Source organism: Mesorhizobium sp. M1399, from assembly GCF_040317735.1.
Taxonomy (GTDB): Bacteria; Pseudomonadota; Alphaproteobacteria; order Rhizobiales; family Rhizobiaceae; genus Mesorhizobium.
This window is the reverse complement of record NZ_JAMYKZ010000003.1, coordinates 20,623-44,582: the sequence shown is the minus strand read 5'-3', so window position 1 is coordinate 44,582 and position 23,960 is coordinate 20,623. Positions and strand designations below refer to the sequence as shown.

The window sequence follows — 23,960 nt, the reverse complement described above, 5'->3', positions numbered from 1 at the left end:
GTGATGTTTTTAGCCGGGCTCAATAGCCGGCTGACGCGACCACTCGCATTACAATGGTGTCGGCAAGCAGCGCCGCGAAGATCGCGAAAAGATAGACAATCGAATACGCAAACAACGCCTTTGCCGGCTTCATCTCCTTGTCGGCGACGAGGACCTTCCAGGCGTGCCAAATGAACCCTGCGCCCAACGCTGCTGAAGCAGTGCCGTAGTATCCGCTGGCGAAGCCGAAGGCCCAAGGAAGCACGCCGATTGGCGCCAAGACCAGCGAATAGGCGAAGATTTGTTTTCTGGTCGAGTGCTGGCCGGCCACATTCGGCATCATCGGGATGCCCGCCGCGGCATAGTCGCCGACCTTGAAAAGGGCCAGCGCCCAGAAATGAGGCGGCGTCCAGAGGAAAATGATCAGAAACAGAATGACACTTTCGATGCCGATTGCGCCGGTTGCAGCCGCCCACCCGATCACCGGAGGAAGGGCGCCTGCCGCGCCGCCTATGACGATATTCTGTGGCGTCGAGCGTTTCAGCCACATCGTGTAGATAACGACATAGAAAAAGATGGTGAACGCCAACAGCGATGCGGCAAGCCATCCCACCAGCACGCCGAGCGTCATGACCGACAGTGCGGAAAGCACCAAGCCGAAGCCGAGAGCTTCGCCAGGCGTGACGCGGCCTGACGGAATTGGTCGCTTGGACGTGCGAGACATCAAGGCGTCTATGTCTGCGTCGTACCACATATTGAGCGCGCCGGCCGCCCCTGCTCCAACCGCAATTGCGCCGATGGCGATTACGGCGATAACTGGATTCATTACGCCGGGCGCCATCATCAGGCCGACGAACGCAGTAAACACGGCAAGCGCCATGACCCGTGGTTTCAAAAGCGCAAGGAAATCACCCGCCGTCGCCTCCGAGAGGCGGATGCCGGTATCCTTGAGACGGCTTTCTTCAGTCGACATTCAGACGACCACCGATGGGAACGGCAGCCTAGCCGGCCAATGTCTTTTTTGCAACAAGCCGCCCTCCCCACCGACACTGCCGGCAGATTGCGGCCGAGGCTATGCCTCGACCTGTTTGCGATACCAAGATCCGGCGGAAGAGCCGCGTTATTTGGAGAATTGCTTCAGATAGGCAATGACATTGACGATGTCCTCGTCTTTCTTGAGGCCGGGAAACGCCATCTTCGTTCCTTTGACCATCGCCTTGGGATCGCGAAGGTAGCTCGTCAGCGTGGCCTCATCCCATTTGACGCCGGACTTGCCGGCCTCGGTCATCGCCTTGGAATAGCTGAACCCCGGATGCGTGCCGGCCGTTCGGCCGATGACGCCGTTCAACGACGGACCGACCTTGTTCTGATCCTTGTCCGCGACGTGGCAGACCTTGCATTTGGCGAAGACCTTCTCACCCGCCGCGGCATCCTGAGCCCACGAGGGGCCGGCGATGACGGTCGCGACCGACATGATGATAAAAAACACAATGGCACGCATGGCATTTCCTCCCTGATCGCCAATTTGCCCTGGCTGACCTGCACAGGCCGACATCTAGTCCGCTGGCATGCGCTCTTGAATGGCAGAACGGATATCCACTGCCTGGAGTTGCGGCACCTACATACCACGGAACCCGGCCGGCAGGTAGAGTTCGGCCATGCAAAGGTTTCATGCGGACAATCTGCTCAAGGCAATTTGGTGTTGCAGGTGGTGGCGATCCGGCCGACCGCCTCTTCAACTCCGGCGAGGTCAAACTCGGCTTTGCCGCGCCCCGACAGCAGCCCGAACCGCCAGGACAGCAGCAGCCGGTCCGCGGAAATCAGTCGCCTGATGCCGTCGGCACCGTCGCGCACCAGCATCCTGCTGCGCGGGCCGACCGACCAGCTTTCGTTGAGCTTGCCGGATTGGTCGACAGTCACCGACATGGCGATGGTTCGGCTGGCGGAAACAGTATCGCTCAGCTGCAGCCATTCGCTCCAACGCGGTTCGCCGGCGGTCCGGCAGGCAATCGTCAATACCGGGCTGTAGCTCAATGCGCCGCCGCCGGTGATGAGCTTGTTGGTAGCGTAAAGCGAGGCGGTGACAAGACCGTCGCTGGTCTTGTCGAACCGCCAGTTGTCGAGAACCGTGTCAGCCTGGGCGATGCCGTAGACCGACGCAAGCAGGAACGCCGCCGCGACCACGCTTCCGATACCGAAGAACTGTCTCAACGATGCCTCCAACAACCGCTGCGATCCGCAACCCAGCGCAGATAATCATCAAAGCTTCGTATCGCCACCTCGACCGCCAGATGCGTGAAATCCGTTGCGCCTGCGCCACAACGAAAAAGGCCGCCTCGAGAAGGCGGCCTTTTGGAATTCAGCAGGGACGTTATTCAGCGTCCTTGGCGGCCTTTTTCTTCGGCGCAGCCTTCTTCTTGGGCTCTTCAGCGTCGTCGTCGGCCTTCTTGGTGTCGGCTTTTTTCGCAGCCGCCTTCTTCGCCGGCTTGGCCTTGGTCGTCTCCGTATCCTCGTCGTCGGCCAGCAGCTCTTCCTTGCTGACCTTGACGTCGGTGACCGAGATCTGGCCAAGCAGATGGTCGACCACCTTCTCTTCGAACATCGGCGCGCGCAACGTATTCAGCGCTTCGGGATTGTTGCGATAGAATTCGAAGGCCTCCTGCTGCTGGTTGGCCGGATAGCGACGCACCTGCTCGAACAGGCCGCGCTGCAATTCCTCGTCCGTCACCGTGACGCCCGCCTTCTCGCCGATTTCGGCGAGAACCAGGCCGAGACGCACGCGGCGCTCGGCAAGCCGCATATATTCGGCACGCGCTTCCTCTTCCGTCGTCTCTTCGTCGGCAAAGGTGCGCCCGGCGGCTTCGAGATCGCGGTTGACCTGGTTCCAGATGTTGTTGAACTCGGCCTCGACGAGCTTGGACGGCGCCTCGAACGAGTAGGCGGCGTCGAGCTGGTCGAGCAACTGGCGCTTGACCTTCTGGCGCGTCATCGAGCCGAACTGATTTTCGATCTGACCGCGCACCACCTCGCGCAGGCGCTCCAGCGACTCCAGGCCGAGGTTTTTGGCCATCTCGTCGTTGATCTCAAGTTCGCCGGGCTTCGACACTTCCTTGACGGTCACGTCGAAAGTGGCTTCCTTGCCGGCCAGATGCGCCGCCTGGTAGTTTTCCGGGAAGGTAACCGTGACCTGCTTCTCGTCGCCGGCCTTGCTGCCGACCAGCTGGTCCTCGAAGCCAGGGATGAATTCCTTCGAGCCGAGCACCAGCGGCTGATCGGTGCCGGCGCCGCCGCCGAAGGCTTCGCCGTCGATCTTGCCGACATAATCGAGGGTCACGCGGTCGCCCTCGGCGGCCTTGCCGGTCTTCGGCTCATAAGTGCGCGCCGACTCGGCGACACGCTTGACCTGTTCATCGATCTCCTCATCAGGCACTTCGAATACCTGACGCGTCACCTTGATGTCGGAGAAATCCTTGATCTCGATCGGCGGAATGACCTCGTAGTTCAGGCGGAACTCGAAATCTGCGCCACCAGCCAGGATCTTCTCGGCTTCCTTCTCGTCCTCGGTCATGATCACTTCGGGCTGCATGGCAGCCTTTTCGCCGCGCCCGGTGATGATCGAACGGGTCGAGTCGTTGAGGATCTCGTTGACCACTTCGGCCATGAACGATTTGCCATAGACTTTGCGCAGATGCTGCACCGGCACCTTGCCGGGGCGGAAGCCGTTGATGCGGACCTTGTTCCTGGCGTCGGAAAGCCGCGCCATCAGCTTGGCTTCCATGTCACCGGCCGGCACGGTGATCTTGATCTCGCGCTTGAGACCGGAGTTGAGCGTTTCGGTGACCTGCATCATAAAACCTTTGTTTCCACCAATGAGGCCGTCAAACGGCCCCTGCCGTTCACAGCCTGCCGGTATGATCTTGCCGGGAATGGCTTTTGGTGCGGGACTTGGCGATTTGTCCGCCCAACGCGGCACAAATCCTCCAGAAATACGCTCCAAAATGTGAATAAGTCTTTGTTTTTCCTACTTCTTATCACATTCTGCAGAAGCGGATCGTCGCGTCCCGTCACATTCGACACGCCTTTTGTCACAGGCGACGCTGATTTTCAACCATCTTTGCATTCCGGCCAATGATGCCGATGTGGGCTCTGACATTGACAGAATGATGGCTACATGGGATTGGCCGGGCAATGCGGATGTGGCGGAATTGGTAGACGCCCTGGATTTAGGTTCCAGTGCCGAAAGGCGTGGGGGTTCGAGTCCCTTCATCCGCACCACCCTTCGCTCTTCGAGCTTCGGGTGGCAGGCCGCTCGAAGCTCGTTAGACGAAGGAGTGCCCTCCGAAGCCTTGGCGGAGGAGGACAGGCGCCACTATGGCGCACCATTTCGATCCCCCGAGCGCCGACACCTAGATTCTTCCACGCTTCAATAGAGCGGCTCCTCGAACAGCGTCTTGTCGCCGTCCACCAGCGCCTTGATCTGCGCCGTGCCGTTGGCCGCGATCGCGACGCGGATGCCGAACGGCCGCACCCGCATGTCGTTCTGGATCGCCATCCCCTCGCCTTCCGGCAAATAGAAGCGCTCGATGCCGTAATCCGGCGCGATCGTCGTGGCTGCGCTGAGATCCGAGCCCTCGGAGACGTGTCCGACGATATCGGCTTCACCGGATGCTGCCGGCACCGGCGCTTGCCCGAACCAAGCCGCGGTCGGACCCCAATAGCCGTCGGCGCCCGGCTTCAGCCTGACCACGATCGGCGTGTCGTCACTCGCCAGCTTGCCGGCTGGAATGTTGCCGATCAGCTTCACCGGTATGCGCGAAATCTCGTAGCCAAGCGAAATATAGTCACCGCGCAGGAGATCGCGCGGATCGATCGGCTCAACCCTGAGCAGTACGTGCTTGCCGTCGCGCAGGATCGCCGCGCGTCCGGCGATGATCCAGCTCAGGAAGCCGATCTGGACAAGCGCCAGGACCAGCGCCGAGATGATCAGTCTTTTGCCGGTCATCATGCTGCCGCTCCTGTCATGTCCGGGGCGTTCATGCGCTTTTCTATGCGGATGATAATGAAAGCAAGAACGGCGAGAAGCACCGCCGCCGCAAGAAAGAAGCCTGCCGTGTCGAGCATTGATTGCAGCATCACCACATAGATGATGGCGAGTTCGAAGGCGAAGCCCGCATAGGCAACCCAGCGCAGTCCCCGGCTCTCCCGGCCGCCCAGCACGATCGCCGCGACGATGCCGGCCAGCGCAACAGCCGAGGCAATGGCGAAGCCGCTGCTGTAGCTGCTTTCATCCGCCAGTTCGAACTGGATCATCGCCAGGCCGGTGAGAAAGCCGATCAGCGCGTGCAGGGGCAGCCTGCCACCCAGTTGCAAGATCCTGTCGACCGGCCCGGCAGCAAAGATCGCGGCGATAAAAAGCAGCACCGACGCGACAACGAGCGGAATGGCGACTTGCAGCGTGTCGTACCGCGTCACCAGGAGCACGAGATAGAACAGCACCGACAGGATGATCAGGTGGCGCGCGGCCTGGCTGCGCGTCCAGAACGAAACGGCAAACAGCACCAGCGCCATGACGACGAAGAGATGCGGGAATTCCGCGCGATACTCGAAGCCTTTCAGGAACAGCCAGGCATCGGCGATGCCGACGGCAGCGACGGTCAGCGGGTTCGAGCGCAGTGCCACCGCCGCCAGCGCCGTGCCGGCGCCCCAGGTGACCACGGCGGAGGCCTCGTCGCCCGACAAGTGGTACATCTGGCCGATCAGCGCGATCGATCCGCCGAACGCTGCTGCCGCGACGATCCACAGCGCTTCGCCGATCGCCGCATGGTCACGCATTTTCAGCACCGCGCCGCCGACATAGCCGGCAAGGATAACGGCAAAGAGTGCCGCCACCCGCACCAGCCTCGGAATGACTTCCCAGTTGGCGGCGATGAAGATCAGGATAGCCGCGCCGAACAACAGCGCCGCCATCATCGCCAGGATCGAGCCGAAGCTCAGCGATTTGCGTTCGTTGGCCTCGACGTCGCGCGTCAGCACGTCGGCTGTCGGCGCGTCGATCAGGCCGGCCTGCTGCCATCGTGCGATATCCAACCTGACCCGTGACGAATAGCTCGCCATGCCCCTCCCCCTTTGTTTAGCCCTTTTAGCTCGTCCGCCCAAGCGTTTGACCTAACGGCATTTTCCGATCTGGGCAGAAAGCTGGACGCGCGTTAATGCTGCAATGCACAATTTGCATTGCTGCCATGCACCAATAGCGCTTTTAAATCGATATGACCCCTCTTATCTTCACGGTGCACACAAAGACGGAATGATCCGAAAGAAAGACGAAACGAGAATACCATGAACCTGATCCGCAACTATCGCAACTGGCGCCGCTACCGGGACACCGTTTCTGAGCTGAGCCGCCTGAGCACCCGTGAACTGACCGACCTCGGCATCAGCCGCGGCGACATCCACTACGTCGCCCGCAAGGCGGTCTAATCCTTTCGGACCGCAAATGGTCCGAACCAGTTTTGAAAGAGAACGACAATGAACCTGATCCGCAACTATCGTAACTGGCGCGTCTACCGCGAGACGGTTACCGAGCTGGGTCGCCTGTCAAACCGCCAGCTCAATGATCTCGGCATCGTCCGCGACGAGATCAAGATGGTCGCTCGCAGGGCGATCTAACCAGCAGAATTTCGCCAGGGTCGACCTCCTCCCCGACCCTGACGGATACGGTCAGCCTTCACCTCCTCCCGAGGGTTGACCACAAAAACGGCGCCCGCCGGACCTCCTCCCCCGGCGGGCGTTGTTTCTAAGAAGGGTTTCGCGCCCTTTCAAATGGCGAAAGGAATTTCGTCAAAGCCGACCTCCTCCCCGGCGATGACGAATACGGTCGATCTTCACCTCCTCCCGAGGATCGGCCAACAAAACGACACCCGCCGGACCTCCTCCCCCGGCGGGTGTTGTTGTTTTCAGGCTCGAAACGCCCCGGGAGCCGTTTTTGGTGGGACGTCCCCGTCGTCAGTCCAGCGCGCCGCTCTTCAGCACGCCTCGCTTCTTCCACTGGCTCAGCGGAAAAATATCCGGCGCGCCGCCCATCGGCGCATACCAGGAATCCACCACCCATTCTGTACCGCCGCGGTCGCTGATCACCGCCGTCCAATGCGGATAGCGCCCGTCGACAAACAGGCCTCGCGAGGCCTTGTCCTCGACCTTATGAAACCTGAGCAGTTTTCGCTCGGCAAGATAGACCAGCAACGCATGCGTATTGGTCGATTCGTCGACACAATCCATCTGGCCCCTGACGCGCGATGCACCGAATTTCGACTGCGGCTGGTCGCGGACGCCGATGGCCTGGAAAATGCGCTGTTCGAAATAGCGGACGGCCTTCGAAATAGCGGAGCGCTCGGCCTGGGGCGAACCCGCGCCCGCACGCAGGATAGAGCGGAAACGCGCACCGTCACTGGGGCCAAGCGCCAGCGTCGTGCGATAGTTGCAACCGTAACCATGGCATATGGGGATCCGCTTGGAAGCCGTCGCGGCCAGTTCGCCGGCCGCTGCTGATCCGCCCACGGCGATCACGACTGTCAGAAATGTCGCTCTGGCAAAGACCCCGAGACTCCCACCCATTCGCAATAGTAGACGATTGCAGCTCGTGGCGGCAACAGCGCGGCTGATTCGTGTAATTGCAATCGCCGCGCCAAGGGATTATTTCGGCGCTCATGAACACAAATCCCATTCACGTCATCGGTGGCGGTCTCGCCGGCTCCGAAGCTGCTTGGCAGGCGGCCGAAGCCGGCATTCCGGTTATCCTGCATGAAATGCGTCCCGTCCGCGGCACCGATGCGCACAAGACCGACGGGCTGGCCGAGCTCGTCTGTTCCAATTCCTTCCGCTCCGACGATGCGCAAGCCAATGCCGTCGGCCTGCTGCATGCCGAAATGCGGCTCGCCGGTTCGCTGATCATGAGCGCCGGCGACGCGCACCAGGTGCCGGCCGGCGGTGCGCTGGCCGTCGACCGCGACGGATTTTCCGAAGCGGTCACCAGAAAGCTCGAAGCGCACCCACTCATCACCATCCGGCGCGAGGAAGTGCCTGGCCTGCCGCCGGCGGACTGGGACCAGGCGATCGTCGCCACCGGCCCGCTGACCGCCCCTTCGCTCGCCCAGTCGATCGCGGAAGCAACCGGCGCCGACGCGCTCGCCTTCTTCGACGCCATCGCGCCGATCGTCCATTTCGACACGATCGACATGGATATCTGCTGGTTCCAGTCGCGCTACGACAAGGTCGGCCCCGGCGGCACCGGCAAGGATTACATCAACTGCCCGATGGACAAGGAGCAGTACCTTGCCTTCGTGCAGGCGCTGGTCGACGGCCAGAAAACCGAATTCAAGCAATGGGAAGGCACGCCCTATTTCGACGGCTGCCTGCCGATCGAGGTGATGGCCGAGCGTGGCATCGAGACATTGCGTTACGGGCCGATGAAGCCGATGGGGCTGACCAATGCACACAATCCGTCTGTAAAGGCCTATGCCGTCGTCCAGCTTCGCCAGGACAACGCACTGGGCACGCTCTACAACATGGTCGGCTTCCAGACCAAGCTGAAGCACGCCGAGCAGGTGCGCATTTTCCGCACCATTCCTGGGCTGGAAAACGCCGAATTCGCCCGCCTCGGCGGCCTGCACCGCAACACCTACATCAATTCGCCGACGCTGCTCGACGCTTCGCTGCAGTTGAAGTCGCGGCCCGGCCTGCGTTTTGCCGGCCAGATCACCGGCTGTGAGGGCTATGTCGAGAGTGCCGCCATCGGCCTGCTCGCCGGGCGTTTCGCCGCCGCCGAAAGGCTTGGCCATGCGCCGTCGCTGCCGCCGTTGACCACCGCTTTCGGCGCGCTGCTCAACCACATCACCGGCGGCCATATTGTCTCCGACGACGAGCCGGGAAAGCGCTCTTTCCAGCCGATGAACGTCAATTTCGGCCTGTTCCCGCCCGTGGACGCGCCAAAGATCGAAGGCAAGCGGCTGCGCGGCAAGGACAAGACGGTCGCCAAGCGGCACGCGGTGACATCGCGCGCGCTGGCCGATTGCCGCGAATGGCTGGGGCTGCCCGCGAGAGCCGAAGCTGCGGAATAGTTCCGATGTCCGTTCTTGCGCGTTGCGCGGCGCGGAAGTAGGATACTATCCTACTTCCTTTGTCGCGAGGCCAAATCCCATGGAATCCGCCGAGAAACTGTCCGTCACCGTAACGCCCGCCATGGCCCGTATGATCCGCGAAAAGGTCGAGGACGGCTCCTACGGATCGGCGAGCGAGGTCATCCGCGCGGCACTTCGCGCCTTCCAGCGCGAAGAGGAAGAACATGCCGAGCGCATGGCCTCGATCAGGGCGCGCGTGAAGGCTTCGATTGAGGACACAAGGCCTGACGTTCCGCTGGACCAGGCAATCACGAGAGTGAAGAGCAGGATTTCGGAGTTGGCGAAGGGGAAAGATGATCCAGCGTCTCGCCGTAGTTCTTAGCGAAGGCTCGATCACGGATTTGGCATCGATTGCCGGCTATATCGTCAACCGCGGTGCGAGCGAAGCGGCTGCGAACAATTTCGTCGACAGGATCAAGCTGCGTTGCGAAAACATCGGCAATTCACCGCGTGGCGGCCGGCCGCGCGACGACATTGCGCCAGGATTGCGAACGGTGCCGTTCGAGCACTCCGCTCTTATCGCCTATGTTGTCAGCGACGATCTCATTCGCATCGTCAACATCTTCTATGGCGGTCGCGATTATGAAACGCTGATGTGCGATGGCGGATCGAGCGAACCATCCTAACGGACGCTGGTTCAAGGTACCGAGGTTGCGCCAGCAGCCTTCACACAGCCGGCCAGCCTTGCGTCGCGCGCCGAAACAAGAGCCAATGCCGTCGCAGGCCTGAGAGCCGGGCCACATCGTTGAGGGGCAAGCGTCGAGTCTCCATCTTGCCGAGATAGGCGCCCGTCAGCGCCAGCGGCAGAAACGCCGGACGCAGTGAAACCGGCAGGGCGGACGCCCCCTGCTCGAAAGCGGAAAGATGCTCGCGTGCCAGCGCGATCATCGCGGCAACGGCGCGTTCCGCGCCCGGCCCGCCGTCACCTGTAACGAACTCTTGCGGCGACGATCCCGCCGCAGCCAGAATGTCGGCCGGGACGAAGCACTGTCCCCGCTTGCGATGCAGCGGCAGCAGAAGCAGGAGACCGGTCATCGCCTGCGCACAACCTGCCCTGCCGGCAAGTTCGGCAAAGCGCGGTGCTTCGACCGGATCGAGCACCATCGCCGCGAGTTGGATGAGCGCGGCGGCAGTCTCGCCGCAATAGCCTTCGAGATCGGTGCGCGACGGCATCGGGTCGTCGTAGAGATCGAAGACGCGCGCTTCGAGCATATTGTCGAAGGCCGCCTTCGGCAGACGGTGGGCGGAAATCGTCGCCTTCAATGCGTCCGCCACGGGATGGCCGACCTCAGCCCCATCCTCTTCGGCTGTGATGATATCGCGCCACCATTGCAGCCGGACTTCGCCCGGCAGTGCTTCGTGGATGCGGTCACGTATGCCGGCGATTTCGGCGTTGAAGGCGTAGAGAGAAAACAGCGCGTCGCGCTTGTCCTCGGGCGCATAGAGCGCGCTGAGATAGCGGTCATGATCGGCGGCGCGCACCGTCTCCATGACGACTTTGGTGTTTTCGGCCACGTCAGTCGACGGCGATGAGTGCTGCGGCCACGGCGCGGTCTTCAGCCAGCAGCACGTTATAGGTCCGCACCGCCGCCCCGGTCGACATCGGATCGGCGGAAATGCCGGCATCCTTCAGCGCGGCACGCAGCGCGGCAGGCAATGGCCTCAGATCCTTGCCGCTGCCGACCAGCAGGATCTCGACCTTGTCGGCCTCGTTGAACAGCTTGGCGAAATCCGCTGCCGTCAGCGCCAGCGGATCGGCCGGCTCCCAGCCATAGATGCCAGAAGGCAGGCACAGCAGCGAGCCGCGATGCGACATGTCGGCAAAGCGGAAGCCGCCATTGCCATAAGCCTCGATCGGCGCGCGGCCGGGGAAATGCGCCTCGCGGATGACGATGCCCTTGGCCACTTTGCGGCAAGCCGTCAGGTGGCTATGGCTTTGCCGCCGCCCACCGGCTTTTCCTCATCGGATGCTGTGGCCTGCGGCCGCAGCTTGAACAAGATAAGCAGTGGCGCGGCGATAAAGATCGACGAATAGGTGCCGAACACGACGCCGAACAGCATGGCCATGGTGAACGAGCGGATCACCTCGCCGCCGAACAGCACCAGCGCCAGCAGCGCCAGGATCGTCGTCACCGAGGTCAGCGTCGTCCTCGACAGCGTCTCGTTGATGGCGTTGTTCAGCAATTGCGGCAGCGGCATTCGCTTGTATTTTCGCAGATCCTCGCGAACACGGTCATAGACGACGATCGTATCGTTGAGCGAATAACCGATGATGGTGAGGATCGCCGCCAGCGACGACTGGTTGAATTCCAGGCCGGTAATGACGAAGAAGCCGATCGTCATGACCACGTCATGCACGGTCGCAACGATGGCGCCGACCGCGAACTGCCATTCGAAGCGGAACCAGACATAGATCAGGATGCCGAGCAGCGCGACAAGCATGGCGATGGTGCCTTGCTTGGCAAGCTCGCCCGAGACCGTCGGCCCCACCACTTCGACGCGGCGGAAATCGTACTGGTCTTGCAGTTCGCCGCGCACCTTGTCGATGACGGTCTGCTCGGCATTCTCGCCGCCCTCCTGCGTACCGACGCGGATCAGCACGTCGTTCGGCTCGCCGAACTGCTGAACCTGCACCTCACCGATATTGAGTTCCGTCAGCCTGCCGCGGATGTCGGCCAGATCGGCATTGCCGGTCTTGGACTGCACCTCGATCAGCGAGCCGCCCTTGAAATCGATGCCGTAATTGATGTCGATGGTCATGAACCCGACGACCGACAGGACTGAAAGCACGCTGGACAGCGTGAACGTCCAGCGGCGGATGCCCATAAACGGAATTTTCGTTCCGGGCGGAACGAAAGTCACAGGCGCCCGCGGCAACTCCTTCGGACGGGCCCGGCGAAGCCAGATCGACACCAGCAGGCGGGTGAAGGTGAAGGCGGTGAAGACCGTGGTCAGGATGCCGATGGCATAGGTGACGGCAAAGCCCTTCACCGGCCCGGTGCCGAGATAGAACAGCACCACGGTCGCGATCAGCGAGGTGACGTTGGAATCGACGATTGTGGCCAGCGCCTTGCTGAAACCGGTATCGATCGCCTGGATGACCGAGCGGCCGGCACGTCGCTCCTCGCGGATGCGTTCATAGATCAGCACGTTGGAATCGACCGCCATGCCGATGGTCAGCACGATACCGGCGATACCGGGCAAGGTCAGCGTCGCTCCAAGCAGCGACAGCAGCCCGACGATCATCGCCACATGCACCGCCAGTGCGATGTTGGCGAGGAAGCCGAAGAAGCCGTAGGCGACGAACATGAACGCCACAACCAGGATCGAACCGATGATGCCGGCGACTTTGCCGGCATGAATGGAATCCTGTCCGAGGCCAGGGCCCACCGTGCGCTCCTCGATCACCGTCAGCGTCGCCGGCAAGGCGCCGGCGCGCAGCAGCACGGCGAGGTCGTTGGCGCTCTCAGCGGTGAAATTCCCCGATATCTGGCCGGTGCCGCCAGGGATCGGTTCGCGGATCTGCGGTGCCGAAATCACCTGATTGTCGAGGATGATGGCAAACAGCTTGCCGACGTTCTGTGATGTCGCTTGGCCGAACCGCTGCGCCCCTTTCGAATCGAAGCGAAACGAAACAACCGGCTCGTTGTTCTGGGAGTTGAACGTCGCCTGGGCATCGACGAGGTTTTCACCCGAAACGATGACGCGGTTCTCGATCAGATACGGAACCGGCGGGTCGTCCTGCGAATACAGCACCGAGGATCCCGGCGGCGGACGGCCGTTCAGCGCGTCCTGCACCGGCATCGATTGGTCGACCATCTGGAAGGTCAGCTTGGCGGTCTGGCCAAGAATTTCCTTCAGCCGTTGCGGGTCTTGGAGACCCGGCACCTGCACCAGGATGCGGTCGTCACCTTGCCGCTGCACGATCGGCTCGGTCGTGCCGAGTTCATTGACGCGGCGGCCGACGACCTCGATCGACTGCGTCAGCGCTGCCGAAGTACGATATTTGATGCCCGCATCGGTGACGGTGAACTTGAGCAGGCCGGGCTCGGAATCATCCAGCGTCATCTCCTGGATCGAGCCGCCGCTGAACAAGCCGGCCGCCACCGGATCGGTCAACGTCTTCAACGCCTTCTTGGCAGCCTCGATCTGTGCGGGATCGGTGATGCGGACCTGCACCGTGCGGCCCGTTCCGGCAAGGCCGGTATAGCCGATCTTGGCATCGCGCAGCAGCGTCCTGATTTCGTCGCGCGTCGTCTCCAGCCGATCTTTGATCAGATCGTTCGGATCCATCCTGAGCAGGATATGCGAGCCGCCCTGCAGGTCGAGGCCAAGCGTCATCTGCCGCTTCGGCACCCAGTCGGGCAGCTTGGCCAGCGTGCTGGCGGAAAAAAGGTTGGGCGCAGCGAGGACCACTGTGGCGGCCACGGCCAGCCAGATCAGGATCATCTTGAAGCGCGAAAAATAAAGCATATGGCGTCGTCCGTCAGGGCGTACTGGCGGATCGTTCCGCCGACAATTCGGTTATTTCTTGGCGTTCTGGTTCGCCACCGGCTCGCCCTTGACGCGCACGTCGGCAAGCGTCGAGCGCAGCGCCGTCACCTTGGTGCCGCCGCCAAGGTCGATCTCGAGCTCGTTGTCGTCGATCACCTTGGTAACCTTGCCGACCAAGCCGCCGCCGGTGACGACGGTGTCGCCGCGGCGAACCGCCGCCAGCATCTCGCCGCGCTTCTTCAGCTGCGTGCGCTGCGGCCGGATGATCAGAAAATACATGATCACGAAAATCAGAGCAAACGGCACGATCTGGATAAACATTGCGGACGAGTCCCCGCCGATGCCTTGGGCGTATGCCGGTGTCACGAACATCGAGGTACTCCTGAACTTTGAAAAACAGCCGCAAAGCGGCCCCGCCAAATTTGGCCGGAATATAGTCGGTAACGTTGCCAATGCAACTGCGCGGCCGGGCAAATCGGCTGCTTTTCCGGCCTGGTGAGCCGTGTTAGAGGGTGATCACGAAAAGCGATGCTCTGTTTTCGCAAAAGATCATGCCCGAACAAATGCTTGGGACGAGTTTCGAAACCCCTGAAATCAGGTAGGTTACCCTCCCGCGCCGTCCTGAACGCGAAACAAAACGCGAAACAAAAAGACAAGAGATGACCGACAGCCCTATCGATATCCTGCACCAGAAGCTCGACCGCCTGATCGAGGCGGTCGCCCGCCTAGCCCCGCCGCCGGTGCCGCAAACCGACCTCGGCGAGGCCGATTGCTTCGTCTGGCAGGCCGATCCCGGCTATCTGGAACCGGTGCGCAAGGTCAACCGCGTCGATATCGGCCTGATCCGCGGCGTCGACCGCGTCCGCGACATATTGGTCGACAACACCGAGCGCTTCGCCTCCGGCTACGCTGCCAACAACGTGCTGTTATGGGGCGCGCGCGGCATGGGCAAATCGTCGCTGGTCAAGGCGGTACACGCCTCGGTCAACGCTTCGGCGAAGCCCGACGTGCCGCTCAAGCTTATCGAGATCCACCGCGAAGACATCGACACGCTGCCGAAGCTGATGGGCCTGCTGAAGGCAGCGCCGTTTCGCTTCATCTTGTTTTGCGACGACCTGTCATTCGACCATGACGACACATCCTACAAATCGCTGAAGGCAGCACTTGAAGGCGGCGTCGAAGGCCGCCCGGCCAATGTCATTTTCTATGCCACCTCGAACCGGCGGCATCTGTTGCCGCGCGACATGATCGACAATGAGCGCTCGACCGCGATCAACCCGTCGGAAGCGGTCGAGGAGAAGGTTTCGCTGTCGGACCGCTTCGGCCTGTGGCTTGGCTTCCACAAATGTTCGCAGGACGAATATCTCGACATGATCGATGGCTATGTCCGCCATCATGATCTCGCCATCGATCCCGAGACGCTGCGCGCCGAGGCGCTGGAATGGGCGACGACGCGCGGCAGCCGTTCGGGCCGCGTCGCCTGGCAGTTCACCCAGGATCTGGCAGGCCGGCTCGGAAAATCGCTCAAGGACTAGACCATGATCCCGAACCGAAGGTCAGCGTAGCAAAAAAGGAGCCCGGTTTCGGACTCGATCATGGTCCAGAAAAGCAACAGAAGAAGCCCGCACCTTGCGGAGCGGACTTCTTCGGCGGGCTGAAGGTCAGGCGGCCCGCAAGTCGCTTTTTCCCTATTCGAGATAGCCTGACGGATCGACCGGCGCCGAGTTCTTGCGCACTTCGAAATGCAGTTTCGGCGAGTCGGTGGTGCCGCTCATGCCGGACAGGGCGATTTCCTGGCCGCGCTTGACCTTTTGGCCGCGCTGCACCTCGATCGAGCTGGCATGGCCGTAGACGGTGACCAGACCGTTTTCGTGACGCACCAGCACTGTATTGCCGAATTCCTTGAGGCCATCGCCGGCATAGATGACGACGCCATTTTCGGCTGCCTTGACCGGCGTCCCCTCAGGCACGGCGATGTCGACGCCGTCCTTGCCGCCGCCGAAGCTTGAAATCACGCGGCCGCGCACCGGCCAGCGCATCTTGCCGATGCCGGTTGCATCCGGCGCCACCGCATCGTCGTCCTCGGCCTGCTGGATGACTTTCGCATCCTTCTTTGGCGGCGTGTAGGAGGCGAGCGTCTGCGTCGGCGTTGTCTTGGCCGGTGGCTGAGTGGTGGCCGTCGTCACCGGATCGACCTTTGCCGGCTTCGCGCCGGCGACAACAGCGGTTCCGCCGGCCGGCACTTTCAGGGTCTGGCCGATCTTGAGCAGCCCGTCCTGCATGCCGTTCGCCTGTTTCAGCGCAACGACGCCGACGCCGGTCTTTCTGGCGATGGCGGACAGCGTATCACCTTGCTGTACCGTGTAAGTGCCGCCGGCACCGGCCGGCTTGGCCATCGCCGAGGCTGTTTTGAGCGCAGTCTTTCCATCCTTCGGCTGGCTTGCGGCGGCCGAGGCATCCACCTGCGCGGCAGACTTGCCTTCCCTGAGCTTCGGCTGCTGCGGCAGCACGGCCACCTTCTCCGGCGCGTCGGCCGGCTGGTCGTGCCTGGTGCCGTTCGTGGGCTTGGCGTCGGCGACTTTCGGCGCGGCGCCGTTGCTCGAGTAAGCATAGGCCGGGATGACGAGCTTCTGGCCGGTCTTCAGCCCTTTGGTCGCGCTCAGCCCGTTGACTTTCATGATGGCATCGGCCGGCACGCCGTAGCGCCGCGACAGGCCGGAAATGGTCTCGCCATCCTTGACGACGATCTCGGTTGCATGCGGTGCGCCGGCGGCCGTCGCCATGCGCGGCGCGTCGGGCTCGGCGTTCTTGAACGGCCTTGCCGCCGGAGCAACGGTGCCGGTTGCCGTCCTGTCGACACGAGGAGCGGCAGGCGCCAGGGCCGGCGCGGCAGCGGTACGCACCGGGCGGGCGGCAGGGGCCAGGGCGGGAGCCGGCGGCGGCAGTTGCTGTGCCGTAACCGGTTCGAGGCTTGAGCGGCTGACCGACTGGGTGTGGCTGCCGTCGATCGGGGCGGCCGCAACATCGCCCGGATAGGGCTGGGCAGCATCCTGCTTGTCGATGATGGCGCGCTGGTTGTTGGTCGAGGCGGTGAACACGTCGTCGACGCTGTTGAACCGCGCCACCTGGGAACTACACCCCGTCGCAGCGCCTGCGATCATGAGGACGGCGCAGCCACGCGCCAGATTGCGTCCGTTTGCCTTCAAAACACTGAATTGCATCGCACTAACCCGCACAGACCCGGTACAACTGAGCCTGATTAAAGCGCGTTAATGTTACCGGTCGGTTAAACCTGTAGAATCAGACGCAAATTTTCTTAAAAATGTTTCGAGGATCGAGCGCTGGGTGTGTTGAGATTCAGGTCAGGCCGAGCCGAAAATGGTGGATTCCGAGAACCGGAGCGGAGCGTACATTTGGGTACGTGAGCACCGGAAGCGGAGGAAGCCGCAATTTGCAGGCCGGCCTCACCTGAATATCGACACACCCTAGATGACCGCCGCGACACTGCGCAGGATCGGCTGCAGACGCACCAGGCCGATATCCTCGCGTTCGAAGCGGCTGCCGACCTTGGTCAGCTTGGCCAGCACCTGCTCGCCCTCGTCGGGTCCGATGGGCGCAATGACGATGCCACCGCTCGACAATTGGTCGAGCAGGAAACGCGGCAGGCTGTCGAAGGCCGCCCAGGCGACGATGCGGTCGAACGGCGCTTCGTTGGCCAGCCCGTTGGAACCGTCCGCCTGGCGCACGATGACGTTGCCGATGGCGAGTGCCTCGAGACGCTGCCGGGCCTGTTCGGCCAGCGTCTTGTAACGGTCGATGGTGACGATCCGCGCGGCAAGCCGCGACATCACCGCCGCCGTGTAGCCGGACCCGGTGCCGATCTCGAGCACGCGGTTGCCCGGTTCGATGGCAAGTGCCGCGATCACCGCCGCCTGCAGGTCGGCGCCTTCGATGGCCTCGCCGCATTCGATTGGCAGCATACGGTCGGACCAGGCAATCGAGTGGAAATGCGGAGACAGGAAGCCGCGCCGCGGCGTCGCCTCGAAGGCGGCGATCAGCGCCTTCGGCACCGTGCCCCTGCCGCGCAGGCGAAGCAGGAAGGCAGCGAAACCTTCGCGTTCGTCGAACGTTGCAGCGTGATTCAAGTTCATGCGAGCGCCTTGGCCAGTTGATCGCGGATTTCATGCGCGGTGAGATCGAGCTGCAGCGGCGTCACCGACACCAGCCGATTGCGCAAGGCATGGAGGTCGCTGCCTTGCTTGCCCTCGACCGGCTCGCGGCCGAAGCGCAGCCAGTAGTAAGGCAGGCCGCGCCCGTCGCGCCGCTCGTCGACCCACAGGCTGTGGACCAGCTTGCCCTGCGAAGTGACCACAGTTCCGGCGATCTCTTCCGGCGCACAATTCGGAAAATTGACGTTGAGCAGCACGCCGTCCGGCAACGGCATGGCGACGAGCTTTTGGAGCAGCGCCGGCGCCAGCGCCTCGGTTGTCTCATAGGGAACGACGCGATCCTCGCCGACATAGAAATAGGCCTGGCTGATGGCGATCGATCGCACGCCGAGCAGCGCGCCTTCCATGGCACCGGCGACCGTGCCCGAATAGGTGACGTCGTCGGCGATGTTGGCGCCGGAATTGACGCCGGACAGGATCAGGTCAGGCGCTTCGGGCAGGATCTTTTTCACGCCCATGATGACGCAGTCGGTCGGCGTGCCGCGCACCGCAAAGTGCTTTTCGCCGATTTTCCTGAGGCGAAGCGGCTCCGAGATCGACAGCGAATGCGCATAGCCGGACTGGTCCTGTTCCGGCGCCACCACCCAGACGTCGTCCGAGAGCGTGCGGGCGATGCGTTCGAGCGATGCAAGGCCCTCGGCATGGATGCCGTCGTCGTTGGTCAGAAGGACGCGCATTATTTCGATTCGATCTTTTCCAGACCGCCCATGTAAGGCCGAAGCGCTTCAGGAATGGTTACGCTGCCGTCTTCATTCTGGTAATTTTCGATGAGGGCAATGAGAGCGCGGCCGACGGCGGTGCCCGAACCGTTCAGCGTGTGGACGAAGCGATTGCCCTTGCCGTCCTTGTCCTTGTAGCGGGCGTCCATGCGCCGCGCCTGGAAATCGCCGCATACCGAGCACGACGAGATCTCGCGATAGGCATTCTGGCCGGGCAGCCAGACCTCGATATCGTAGGTCTTGCGCGCGCCAAAGCCCATGTCGCCGGTGCACAGCGTCATGGTGCGGAACGGCAGGCCGAGCCGCTTCAGCACCTCCTCGGCGCATTGCGTCATGCGCTCGTGCTCGGCGACTGACGAGTCCTGATCGGTTATCGACACCAGCTCGACCTTGTAGAACTGGTGCTGCCGCAGCATGCCGCGCGTGTCGCGCCCGGCCGAGCCCGCCTCCGAGCGGAAGCAAGGCGTCAGCGCGGTATAGCGCAGCGGAAGTTTTTCGTGCGGCGTGATCTCATCGCGAACGAGATTGGTGAGCGGCACTTCGGCGGTTGGGATTAGGCCAAGCCTGCCGTCCCCAGGCCGAACGAAGAATAAATCCTCCTCGAATTTCGGCAGCTGCCCAGTCCCGAAAAGCGCCTCGTCGCGCACCATCAGCGGCGGCTGGATCTCCACATAGCCGTGCTCGGTCGTATGCAGGTCGAGCATGAACTGGCCGAGTGCGCGCTCCATCCGCGCCAGTCCGCCTTTCAGCACCGTGAAGCGCGAGCCGGAAAGCTTGGCCGCACGCTCGAAATCCATCATGCCGAGCGCTTCGCCGATCTCGAAATGCTCCTTCACCCAGTTCGGCCGCGTCGGCACCTCACCGACGACGCGCTTGACGACATTGTCGCGCTCGTCCTTGCCGACCGGCACATCGTCGAACGGCACGTTGGGCAGCACCGCCAATGCGTCGTTCAGCGCCTTGTCGAGCTCGCGTTCGCGCGCCTCGCCGTTCTGGATGAAGGCCTTGATCTCGCCGACCTCAGCCTTCAGCCGTTCGGCAAGGGCGGCATCGCCCGAGCGCATGGCATTGCCGATCTCCTTCGATGCGGCGTTGCGGCGTTCCTGCCTGGTCTGCAGCTCGGTCAGATGCTCGCGCCGCGCCTCATCCGCGGCGATCAGATCGTCGACCGTGGACTGCGCCTCCCCGGCCGACCACGAGCGCTTCTGAAGCGCCTCGACAAGGGTCTTCGGGTTGTCGCGAATCCATTTGATGTCAAGCATGGTCTGTTCGTCCTCGGCGCAGCGGTTTCGGGACAACGAAATGCCCAAAACAAAGACCAGAGGGCGTAAACCGCATCCCTGATCGATGCAAGATATGAAGCCTGGCGTTTCTTCACGCCCCCCTCTGTCCTGCCGGACATCTCCCCCACGAGTGGGGAGATTGGCCGTCATAGCGGCTTTCGCCAATCTCCGGCGCTGAAAAAGCAAGCCGTCGCCCAAGCTGCCGATCTCCCCCCAAGTGGGGGAGATGTCCGGCAGGACAGAGGGGGGGCGCTGTCCCGCCGACCTCAGGTAGGCAGCACTCGCAACATTTGGTCGAAAGGAACCTGAAACAAAAACCCGCCTCAGAGGGCGGGTCGTCGGCGCCGAATCAGCACTATACCCAGATTAGTAGCATAGCTGCCGGCACAAAGCAAGAACAAAGTTGCTGCGGCCGGAAGAAAGATGCCAGCCGGTAACCCCACCTACGTCGACGACGCGTCCGCCGGCTTTTCGGCCACCTCTTCCGTGGCGTCCTGCTTTTCGCGGGCGACACGGTCGCGCTCCTTGCTGCGCTCGATCAAGCGAGCCGACCAGATCGAGACCTCGTAGAGCAGGATCGTCGGAATTGCGAGGCCGATCTGGCTCATCGGGTCGGGCGGCGTCAGCACCGCCGCCACGACGAAGGCGATGACGATCGCCCATTTGCGCTTCTCGGCCAACCCTTGCGACGACAGCATGCCGACCCGCGTCATCAGGCTTGTCACCACCGGCAACTGGAACACCAGGCCGAAGGAGAAGATCAGCGTCATGATCAGGCTGAGATATTCGGACACTTTCGGCAGCAGCGAAATCTGCACCTGGTCGTTGGTGCCGGTCTGCTGCATGGCGAGGAAGAACCACATCACCATCGGCGTAAAGAAGAAATAGACCAGCGACGCGCCCATCAGAAACAGGATCGGCGAGGCGATCAGGAACGGCAGGAAGGCATTGCGCTCGTTCTTGTAGAGGCCGGGCGCGATGAATTTGTAGATCTGCGTGGCGATCAACGGAAAAGCGATGACCATACCGCCGAACATGGCGAGCTTGACCTGGGTAAAGAAGAACTCCTGCGGCGCCGTATAGATCAGCTCGACCTTGTGCGGATCGAGCCCGGCCCATTGGGTCGCCCATCTGAACGGGATCACCAACAGGTTGAACAGCTTCTTGGCGAAGAAGAAGCACACAAGAAAAGCAACGAAAAAACCGCCGATCGACCACATCAGCCGCCGGCGCAACTCGATCAGGTGCTCCATCAGCGGAGCCGACGATTTTTCGATCTCGTCCTTTTCCGTGTCCGAAGTGCTCACTTGGCGGCTCCCGCCGTTTTCGTGGCGGCCGGCTTCTTCGTTGCTGCCGCAGGCTTCTTCGCTGCTGCCGCCGGCTTCTTCGCTGCTGATGACTGCGCTTTCGGCTCAGCTTTTGTGGCGACCTTTGGCGCAGCGGCCTTTGCCGGCTTGGCCGGCACGGCAGCCGCGGCTTTCGCGGGCGCCGGCTTCTTCTTTGCCGCCGGCGCTTTTTGCGGCACGGCCGCTGCAGTCGTTTGCGCCTCTACTGCCGGCGCCACGACGGACTCGTCCGTCATCGCCGGAAAGATCGGCGTGGCCGGCGTCGGCTCCGGCGGGCTGACGCCCGGCATCGTCGTCGCGCCGTTCTTCAGCGGCTCGGCTGCCTGCTCTGTCGAGGCGGCCTCGACCGCCGGCTTGGGTTTCATCACGGCATCGACGCCGGAACGGACGTCGGCGGCGGCCTGCTCGAATGGATTGAGCTGCTTCCTAATCTCGGCTGCCGGATTGAGGCTTCTTAGCGAATCGACCGACTTCTTGACGTCGTCGAGTTCGGCTTCCTTCAGTGCGTCGTTGAACTGCCGCTGGAAATCCGACGCCATGGCGCGCAGCTTCGCCGTTGTGCGGCCGAAGGTGCGCAGCATGTTGGGCAAATCCTTGGGCCCGACGACCACGATCATGACGATCGCGATCACCAGCATCTCGGTCCAGCCGACTTCGAACATGGCTATACGTTCCGACTCAAGTTTCAGGCCGACTCAAGTTTTGGCCAACCAAAGTTTTGGGCTCAGCTTTTGCTGGCCTTTTCCTTCGGTACCGACACGGTCTCGTCGGAACGGTGTTCGACGGTGCGCTTGTCCTCGGCAGTCTCGTCGTCGGCCATGCCCTTCTTGAAGCTCTTGATGCCCTTGGCCATGTCGCCCATCAGCTCGGGGATCTTGCCGCGGCCGAAGACCAGCAGCACGATCACCAGAACGATCATCCAGTGCCAAATCGAAAATGAACCCATAGCAAATCTCTCTCGAACGGTTTCCCAGACGCTGATCTATGCGCTTTCGGGTTCGGATTCAAACAGAACTGCGACAGAGTTCATGAATGAGTGGCCGAAGTCACGCACTTTCGGCACGGCGGCCCGCTACCAATCGGCGCAGTTCCATCCTGGCTGTGGCTTAAAGATGGCGCTCGGCTCAATCGTCCGTGACGCGCGGCGTCAAAAGGCCGAGTTCCTCGAGGTCGATGTCGGTCAGCGGATCCTCGTCGTCGGTGAGCGCATCGGGGTCGGCCGGCGGCAGCGGCACCGAGAAATTCGACGGCATGCGGCCGGACAGCAATCCTGCACCCTTCAATTCCTCCATGCCGGGGAGATCGCGGATCTCCTCCAGTGCGAAATGGTCGAGAAAAATGTCCGTCGTGCCGTAGGTGACGGGACGGCCGGGCGTGCGGCGCCGGCCGCGCATTCTCACCCATTCCGTCTCCATCAGCGTGTCGAGCGTCCCCTTTGACGTCTCGACGCCGCGGATGTCCTCGATCTCGGCGCGCGTCACCGGCTGGTGGTAGGCGATGATCGCCAGCACTTCGAGGGCAGCGCGGGACAGCTTGCGCTGCTGCACCGTGTCGCGGCTCATCAGGAAGGCGAGGTCGCCGGCGGTGCGGAAGGCCCAGGCATCGCCGACGCGCACCAGATTGACGCCGCGCCGCGCATAGATCTGCTGCAGTTCGGCCATCGCCGCGGCAATGTTGATGCCGTCGGGCAGCCGCGAAGTGAGCTGTTTTTCGCTGACCGGCTCGGCGCTGGCGAATACGATCGCCTCGGCCATCCGTACGGCCTCCGCCATATGCAGCCGCTCGCCGGGATTCTGCGACAAATTCTGCCCCTGGTTTTGTGCCGGGTTCTCGGCAACCGCGCCTTGCTCGGCGTCGTCCTCGACCTTGAACGGAATGACCGAAGCGTTGGCGCGTTCGCTCATGGTGTCACCTCGACTATCTTGATGGCTTGAGCGCGGCCGCGCAGATAAAGCGGCGCGAACACCTGGTCCTGCCGCATCTCCATCTTGCCTTCGCGCACCAGTTCCAGCGTTGCGGCAAACGAGCTGGCGACAGCGGTGCGCCGCTCTTCCGGGCCGGCCAGATATTCGACCAGGAAACTGTCGAGCGCCGTCCAGTCGCGCAGCGACCCGATCAGCCTGATCAGCACGTCACGCGCATCCTTGAGCGACCACACGCCGCGCCTGGCGATCGTCACATTGGTGACCGCCTGCTTTTGGCGCTGCTGGGCATAGGCGGTCAACAAATCGTAGAGCGAGGCCGAATAGGCATTTCGCTTCTCGACGATGACCATTTCCGGCATGCCGCGCGCAAACACGTCGCGTCCGAGCCGGTTGCGGTTGACCAGCCGTGCCGCCGCGTCGCGCATCGCCTCCAGCCGCTTCAGCCGGAACTGCAGCACTGCCGCCAGTTCCTCGCCGCTTTCGCCTTCGTCGCCGGGCTGCTTGGGGATCAGGAGCTTCGACTTGAGGAAGGCCAGCCATGCCGCCATCACCAGATAGTCGGCGGCAAGCTCCAGCCGCAGCGCCCTCACCTTCTCGACGAAGGCCAGATATTGCTCGGCCAGCGCCAGGATCGAGATGCGCGACAGGTCGACCTTCTGGTTGCGGGCAAGATGCAGCAGAAGATCGAGCGGACCCTCGAAACCGGCCACGTCGACGACCAAAGCGGGATCGCCGGTCAGCCGGGAATCATCGTTCTCGGCCCACAGACGGTCCATCGGTGCGGCCTTGCCGGCCTTCAGGTCCAATGTTTC

26 protein-coding genes and 1 tRNA gene are annotated in these 23,960 nt (G+C 62.4%); 7 read left to right on the top strand and 20 right to left on the bottom strand.

Annotated elements, in window-relative coordinates; all coding sequences use genetic code 11:
* Positions 1–19 precede the first annotated feature (19 nt).
* From NKH05_RS05080 to tig, 4 genes are all read right to left on the bottom strand, one after another.
* Positions 20–952, bottom strand: a complete 933-nt coding sequence (locus NKH05_RS05080; protein ID WP_352495382.1) for a heme o synthase — start codon at positions 950–952, stop codon at positions 20–22.
* Between the two features lie 147 nt (positions 953–1,099).
* Positions 1,100–1,453, bottom strand: coding sequence for a c-type cytochrome (locus tag NKH05_RS05075; protein WP_502896297.1), 354 nt, complete (start codon positions 1,451–1,453; stop codon positions 1,100–1,102).
* Positions 1,454–1,665: 212 nt separating this feature from the next.
* Entirely contained in the window at positions 1,666–2,190 is a 525-nt protein-coding gene (locus tag NKH05_RS05070) for a hypothetical protein (RefSeq protein WP_352482143.1), read from the bottom strand.
* A gap of 160 nt (positions 2,191–2,350) precedes the next feature.
* Positions 2,351–3,826 carry a trigger factor gene (gene tig, locus NKH05_RS05065; RefSeq protein ID WP_352482299.1) on the bottom strand — a complete coding sequence of 492 codons (1,476 nt, stop codon included), beginning with the start codon at positions 3,824–3,826 and terminating at the stop codon, positions 2,351–2,353.
* Between the two features lie 343 nt (positions 3,827–4,169).
* Here tig and NKH05_RS05060 point away from each other — a divergent pair.
* A tRNA-Leu gene (locus NKH05_RS05060) sits at positions 4,170–4,254 on the top strand.
* A gap of 148 nt (positions 4,255–4,402) precedes the next feature.
* On the opposite strand, the gene NKH05_RS05055 is transcribed toward NKH05_RS05060, so the two are convergent.
* Positions 4,403–4,984: a GDYXXLXY domain-containing protein gene (locus NKH05_RS05055; protein ID WP_353025092.1), complete on the bottom strand. Its 582-nt coding sequence runs from the start codon at positions 4,982–4,984 to the stop codon at positions 4,403–4,405.
* On the bottom strand, positions 4,981–6,093 hold the full coding sequence (locus NKH05_RS05050) for a DUF2157 domain-containing protein (protein WP_352790524.1): 1,113 nt from the start codon (positions 6,091–6,093) through the stop codon (positions 4,981–4,983). Before NKH05_RS05050 ends, NKH05_RS05055 begins: the two co-directional genes overlap by 4 nt.
* Positions 6,094–6,315: 222 nt before the next feature.
* Between NKH05_RS05050 and NKH05_RS05045 the strand changes: the two genes are divergently transcribed.
* Both NKH05_RS05045 and NKH05_RS05040 read left to right on the top strand, forming a co-directional pair.
* A complete protein-coding gene (locus NKH05_RS05045) occupies positions 6,316–6,456 on the top strand; it encodes a DUF1127 domain-containing protein (protein WP_023720174.1) in 141 nt (46 codons plus the stop codon).
* Between the two features lie 48 nt (positions 6,457–6,504).
* Positions 6,505–6,645 (top strand): DUF1127 domain-containing protein, encoded by a 141-nt coding sequence (locus tag NKH05_RS05040; protein ID WP_023678914.1) that lies wholly within the window; start codon positions 6,505–6,507, stop codon positions 6,643–6,645.
* 336 nt (positions 6,646–6,981) lie between these two features.
* Here NKH05_RS05040 and NKH05_RS05035 read toward each other — a convergent pair whose 3' ends face one another.
* The gene (locus tag NKH05_RS05035) at positions 6,982–7,533 is read right to left on the bottom strand and encodes a hypothetical protein (RefSeq protein WP_353025090.1); all 552 of its coding nucleotides are present in this window, start codon (positions 7,531–7,533) and stop codon (positions 6,982–6,984) included.
* A gap of 149 nt (positions 7,534–7,682) precedes the next feature.
* On the opposite strand from NKH05_RS05035, the gene trmFO reads away from it, so the two are divergent.
* The 3 genes from trmFO to NKH05_RS05020 all read left to right on the top strand — a co-directional run bounded on the left by trmFO (position 7,683) and on the right by NKH05_RS05020 (position 9,778).
* Positions 7,683–9,092 carry a methylenetetrahydrofolate--tRNA-(uracil(54)-C(5))-methyltransferase (FADH(2)-oxidizing) TrmFO gene (gene trmFO, locus NKH05_RS05030; protein ID WP_353025088.1) on the top strand — a complete coding sequence of 470 codons (1,410 nt, stop codon included), beginning with the start codon at positions 7,683–7,685 and terminating at the stop codon, positions 9,090–9,092.
* 79 nt (positions 9,093–9,171) lie between these two features.
* Positions 9,172–9,474, top strand: coding sequence for a type II toxin-antitoxin system ParD family antitoxin (locus NKH05_RS05025; RefSeq protein WP_353025087.1), 303 nt, complete (start codon positions 9,172–9,174; stop codon positions 9,472–9,474).
* Positions 9,446–9,778, top strand: coding sequence for a type II toxin-antitoxin system RelE/ParE family toxin (locus NKH05_RS05020; RefSeq protein ID WP_353025086.1), 333 nt, complete (start codon positions 9,446–9,448; stop codon positions 9,776–9,778). Before NKH05_RS05025 ends, NKH05_RS05020 begins: the two co-directional genes overlap by 29 nt.
* A gap of 40 nt (positions 9,779–9,818) precedes the next feature.
* Here the strand turns inward: NKH05_RS05020 and NKH05_RS05015 are convergent, their stop codons facing one another.
* The 4 genes from NKH05_RS05015 to yajC are packed head-to-tail and all read right to left on the bottom strand — an operon-like array spanning position 9,819 to position 14,018.
* Positions 9,819–10,643, bottom strand: a complete 825-nt coding sequence (locus NKH05_RS05015; protein ID WP_502913233.1) for a phytoene/squalene synthase family protein — start codon at positions 10,641–10,643, stop codon at positions 9,819–9,821.
* A 25-nt stretch (positions 10,644–10,668) separates the two neighbouring features.
* Positions 10,669–11,058, bottom strand: a complete 390-nt coding sequence (locus NKH05_RS05010) for an Mth938-like domain-containing protein (RefSeq protein ID WP_352500864.1) — start codon at positions 11,056–11,058, stop codon at positions 10,669–10,671.
* 14 nt (positions 11,059–11,072) lie between these two features.
* On the bottom strand, positions 11,073–13,625 hold the full coding sequence (secDF, locus tag NKH05_RS05005; protein WP_352586940.1) for a protein translocase subunit SecDF: 2,553 nt from the start codon (positions 13,623–13,625) through the stop codon (positions 11,073–11,075).
* Between the two features lie 51 nt (positions 13,626–13,676).
* A complete protein-coding gene (gene yajC, locus NKH05_RS05000; protein ID WP_023678921.1) occupies positions 13,677–14,018 on the bottom strand; it encodes a preprotein translocase subunit YajC in 342 nt (113 codons plus the stop codon).
* Positions 14,019–14,305: 287 nt separating this feature from the next.
* Here yajC and NKH05_RS04995 point away from each other — a divergent pair, with 287 nt between their 5' ends.
* A complete protein-coding gene (locus tag NKH05_RS04995) occupies positions 14,306–15,181 on the top strand; it encodes an ATP-binding protein (protein WP_352586937.1) in 876 nt (291 codons plus the stop codon).
* Positions 15,182–15,334: 153 nt separating this feature from the next.
* Here the strand turns inward: NKH05_RS04995 and NKH05_RS04990 are convergent, their stop codons facing one another.
* The 9 genes from NKH05_RS04990 to NKH05_RS04950 all read right to left on the bottom strand — a co-directional run bounded on the left by NKH05_RS04990 (position 15,335) and on the right by NKH05_RS04950 (position 23,924).
* A complete protein-coding gene (locus tag NKH05_RS04990; protein ID WP_352586934.1) occupies positions 15,335–16,867 on the bottom strand; it encodes a peptidoglycan DD-metalloendopeptidase family protein in 1,533 nt (510 codons plus the stop codon).
* A gap of 264 nt (positions 16,868–17,131) precedes the next feature.
* The gene (locus NKH05_RS04985; protein WP_031194310.1) at positions 17,132–17,797 is read right to left on the bottom strand and encodes a protein-L-isoaspartate(D-aspartate) O-methyltransferase; all 666 of its coding nucleotides are present in this window, start codon (positions 17,795–17,797) and stop codon (positions 17,132–17,134) included.
* Positions 17,794–18,552 (bottom strand): 5'/3'-nucleotidase SurE, encoded by a 759-nt coding sequence (gene surE, locus NKH05_RS04980; RefSeq protein ID WP_352855419.1) that lies wholly within the window; start codon positions 18,550–18,552, stop codon positions 17,794–17,796. The genes NKH05_RS04985 and surE overlap by 4 nt, the downstream gene beginning before the upstream one ends.
* Positions 18,552–19,856 (bottom strand): serine--tRNA ligase, encoded by a 1,305-nt coding sequence (serS, locus tag NKH05_RS04975; protein ID WP_023720062.1) that lies wholly within the window; start codon positions 19,854–19,856, stop codon positions 18,552–18,554. The genes surE and serS overlap by 1 nt, the downstream gene beginning before the upstream one ends.
* 464 nt (positions 19,857–20,320) lie before the next feature.
* Positions 20,321–21,184 carry a twin-arginine translocase subunit TatC gene (gene tatC / locus NKH05_RS04970; protein ID WP_023720061.1) on the bottom strand — a complete coding sequence of 288 codons (864 nt, stop codon included), beginning with the start codon at positions 21,182–21,184 and terminating at the stop codon, positions 20,321–20,323.
* Positions 21,181–21,885, bottom strand: coding sequence for a Sec-independent protein translocase protein TatB (tatB, locus tag NKH05_RS04965; RefSeq protein ID WP_023720060.1), 705 nt, complete (start codon positions 21,883–21,885; stop codon positions 21,181–21,183). The genes tatC and tatB overlap by 4 nt, the downstream gene beginning before the upstream one ends.
* 62 nt (positions 21,886–21,947) lie before the next feature.
* Positions 21,948–22,169, bottom strand: a complete 222-nt coding sequence (locus NKH05_RS04960; RefSeq protein ID WP_023678929.1) for a twin-arginine translocase TatA/TatE family subunit — start codon at positions 22,167–22,169, stop codon at positions 21,948–21,950.
* A gap of 178 nt (positions 22,170–22,347) precedes the next feature.
* Positions 22,348–23,127 (bottom strand): SMC-Scp complex subunit ScpB, encoded by a 780-nt coding sequence (gene scpB, locus NKH05_RS04955; RefSeq protein WP_023720059.1) that lies wholly within the window; start codon positions 23,125–23,127, stop codon positions 22,348–22,350.
* The gene (locus NKH05_RS04950; RefSeq protein ID WP_352640662.1) at positions 23,124–23,924 is read right to left on the bottom strand and encodes a segregation and condensation protein A; all 801 of its coding nucleotides are present in this window, start codon (positions 23,922–23,924) and stop codon (positions 23,124–23,126) included. The genes scpB and NKH05_RS04950 overlap by 4 nt, the downstream gene beginning before the upstream one ends.
* Positions 23,925–23,960: the final 36 nt, after the last annotated feature.

What these genes read in the sequence shown, in the direction of transcription:
- NKH05_RS05080 (WP_352495382.1), bottom strand. Translation starts at nt 952, where the DNA reads ATGTCGACTGAAGAAAGCCGTCTCAAGGATACCGGCATCCGCCTCTCG.
- NKH05_RS05075 (WP_502896297.1), bottom strand. Translation starts at nt 1,453, where the DNA reads ATGTCGGTCGCGACCGTCATCGCCGGCCCCTCGTGGGCTCAGGATGCC.
- tig (WP_352482299.1), bottom strand. Translation starts at nt 3,826, where the DNA reads ATGCAGGTCACCGAAACGCTCAACTCCGGTCTCAAGCGCGAGATCAAG.
- NKH05_RS05055 (WP_353025092.1), bottom strand. Translation starts at nt 4,984, where the DNA reads ATGATGACCGGCAAAAGACTGATCATCTCGGCGCTGGTCCTGGCGCTT.
- NKH05_RS05050 (WP_352790524.1), bottom strand. Translation starts at nt 6,093, where the DNA reads ATGGCGAGCTATTCGTCACGGGTCAGGTTGGATATCGCACGATGGCAG.
- NKH05_RS05045 (WP_023720174.1), top strand. Translation starts at nt 6,316, where the DNA reads ATGAACCTGATCCGCAACTATCGCAACTGGCGCCGCTACCGGGACACC.
- NKH05_RS05040 (WP_023678914.1), top strand. Translation starts at nt 6,505, where the DNA reads ATGAACCTGATCCGCAACTATCGTAACTGGCGCGTCTACCGCGAGACG.
- trmFO (WP_353025088.1), top strand. Translation starts at nt 7,683, where the DNA reads ATGAACACAAATCCCATTCACGTCATCGGTGGCGGTCTCGCCGGCTCC.
- NKH05_RS05025 (WP_353025087.1), top strand. Translation starts at nt 9,172, where the DNA reads ATGGAATCCGCCGAGAAACTGTCCGTCACCGTAACGCCCGCCATGGCC.
- NKH05_RS05020 (WP_353025086.1), top strand. Translation starts at nt 9,446, where the DNA reads ATGATCCAGCGTCTCGCCGTAGTTCTTAGCGAAGGCTCGATCACGGAT.
- NKH05_RS05015 (WP_502913233.1), bottom strand. Translation starts at nt 10,643, where the DNA reads ATGGAGACGGTGCGCGCCGCCGATCATGACCGCTATCTCAGCGCGCTC.
- secDF (WP_352586940.1), bottom strand. Translation starts at nt 13,625, where the DNA reads ATGCTTTATTTTTCGCGCTTCAAGATGATCCTGATCTGGCTGGCCGTG.
- yajC (WP_023678921.1), bottom strand. Translation starts at nt 14,018, where the DNA reads ATGTTCGTGACACCGGCATACGCCCAAGGCATCGGCGGGGACTCGTCC.
- NKH05_RS04995 (WP_352586937.1), top strand. Translation starts at nt 14,306, where the DNA reads ATGACCGACAGCCCTATCGATATCCTGCACCAGAAGCTCGACCGCCTG.
- NKH05_RS04990 (WP_352586934.1), bottom strand. Translation starts at nt 16,867, where the DNA reads ATGCAATTCAGTGTTTTGAAGGCAAACGGACGCAATCTGGCGCGTGGC.
- NKH05_RS04985 (WP_031194310.1), bottom strand. Translation starts at nt 17,797, where the DNA reads ATGAACTTGAATCACGCTGCAACGTTCGACGAACGCGAAGGTTTCGCT.
- surE (WP_352855419.1), bottom strand. Translation starts at nt 18,552, where the DNA reads ATGCGCGTCCTTCTGACCAACGACGACGGCATCCATGCCGAGGGCCTT.
- serS (WP_023720062.1), bottom strand. Translation starts at nt 19,856, where the DNA reads ATGCTTGACATCAAATGGATTCGCGACAACCCGAAGACCCTTGTCGAG.
- tatB (WP_023720060.1), bottom strand. Translation starts at nt 21,885, where the DNA reads ATGTTCGAAGTCGGCTGGACCGAGATGCTGGTGATCGCGATCGTCATG.
- NKH05_RS04960 (WP_023678929.1), bottom strand. Translation starts at nt 22,169, where the DNA reads ATGGGTTCATTTTCGATTTGGCACTGGATGATCGTTCTGGTGATCGTG.
- scpB (WP_023720059.1), bottom strand. Translation starts at nt 23,127, where the DNA reads ATGAGCGAACGCGCCAACGCTTCGGTCATTCCGTTCAAGGTCGAGGAC.
- NKH05_RS04950 (WP_352640662.1), bottom strand. Translation starts at nt 23,924, where the DNA reads ATGGACCGTCTGTGGGCCGAGAACGATGATTCCCGGCTGACCGGCGAT.